General features: G+C 75.9%; 1 protein-coding gene. It reads left to right on the top strand.

Features of this window, described 5'->3' with window-relative positions:
• The first annotated feature begins 49 nt into the window (after window positions 1–49).
• Window positions 50–1153: a pectinesterase family protein gene (locus tag KMS84_RS35435; protein WP_256920646.1), complete on the top strand. Its 1104-nt coding sequence runs from the start codon at window positions 50–52 to the stop codon at window positions 1151–1153.
• Window positions 1154–1388 lie beyond the last annotated feature (235 nt).

Below are 1388 nucleotides of genomic sequence, written 5' to 3'. Positions count from 1 at the left end.
CCCCCCCCCCCCCCCCCCCCCCCCCCCCCCCCCCCCCCCCCCACGCCCCCTGTCCCGCAGGGGATTCCTCGCCGCGAGCGCCGGCACGGCCGCCGCGCTCGGTCTCGCCGCGTCGCCCGCGCGCGCCGCCGGAGGGCGCCGCCCGTTCGGCCGTCACGGATCCCCGGCCGCCCGGCTCACCCCCCGCACCCTGTACGTCGACCCGCTAGGCCGGGGCGACCACACCTGCGTGGGGGACGCCGTCGCGGCCGCCGCCGGCAGCGGCTGGACCCTGGTGCTCGCCGCCGGCTCCTACCGTGAGCGGGTCGTCCTCGACGCCACCCGCACGGACGCCACCTGGATCGGCGCCACCGGCGACCCGCGGGACGTCGTGATCGTCCACGACACCGCGGCCGGCACCCCCAAGCCCGGGGGCGGCGTCCACGGCACCACCGGCTCGGCCACCACGACCCTTCAGGCCGACGGCTTCACCGCCCGCTGGATCACCTTCGCCAACGACTGGCTGCGCGCCGACCACCCCGACGTCACCGGCACCCAGGCCGTCGCCGTCAAGGTCCAGGGCGACCGCTCCGCCTTCCACCACTGCCGCTTCCTCGGCCACCAGGACACCCTGTACGCCGACTCCCTCGCCCTCACCGCCTTCGCCCGCCAGTACTACGCGGACTGCTACGCCGAGGGGGACGTCGACTTCGTCTTCGGCCGGGCCACGGCCGTCTACGAGCGCTGCCACTTCCGCACCCTGAACCGCACCGACCTGGCCGCGGCCCCCTACGGCTTCGTCTTCGCCCCCTCCACGGCGGCCGCCAACCCGTCCGGGTACCTGGTCGTCCGCAGCCGGATCAGCAGCGGGGCCCCGGACGCGGCCTACAAGCTGGCCCGCCCCTGGGTCCCCAGCTCCGACGCCACCGCCCGTCCGAGCCTCGTCGTGCGCGACACCCGCCTGGGCGCCGGCATCGACGCGGCCGCGCCCTACGCGAACATGTCGGCCTCCTTCCCCTGGCAGAGCCAGCGGTTCGCCGAGTACCGCAACAGCGGGCCCGGAGCGCGGGTCACCGTCCCCGAGAACCGGCCCCAACTCACCCCCGAACAGGCGCGATCGGTCTCCCGCGCGGCCTACCTCGGCGACTGGGAGCCCTGGCGGGGGGAGTGCTGAGGCGTCGCGCCGATGCGTCCGCCGCGCGGGCCCGGCGGCGGCCGTCGACGCCCTGAACCGCCCCACCGGGGTGCTTGACCCGTTTTTTGCCCGGCGGGTCTCGCGCGACCGGGGGTGACGCGCGTAGAAACCTGTGTCATGCATAAGTCACTGCGCATCGCGGCCACGGCCGGCCAGTCCACCGCCGACTCCACCCACGAGCCCTACAACATCGGGCTGTTGGTGAAGGACATCG

It is taken from the genome of Streptomyces hilarionis (genome assembly GCF_024539675.1).
GTDB lineage: Bacteria > Actinomycetota > Actinomycetes > Streptomycetales > Streptomycetaceae > Streptomyces > Streptomyces hilarionis.
This window is presented reverse-complemented; position numbering and strand designations above follow the sequence as displayed.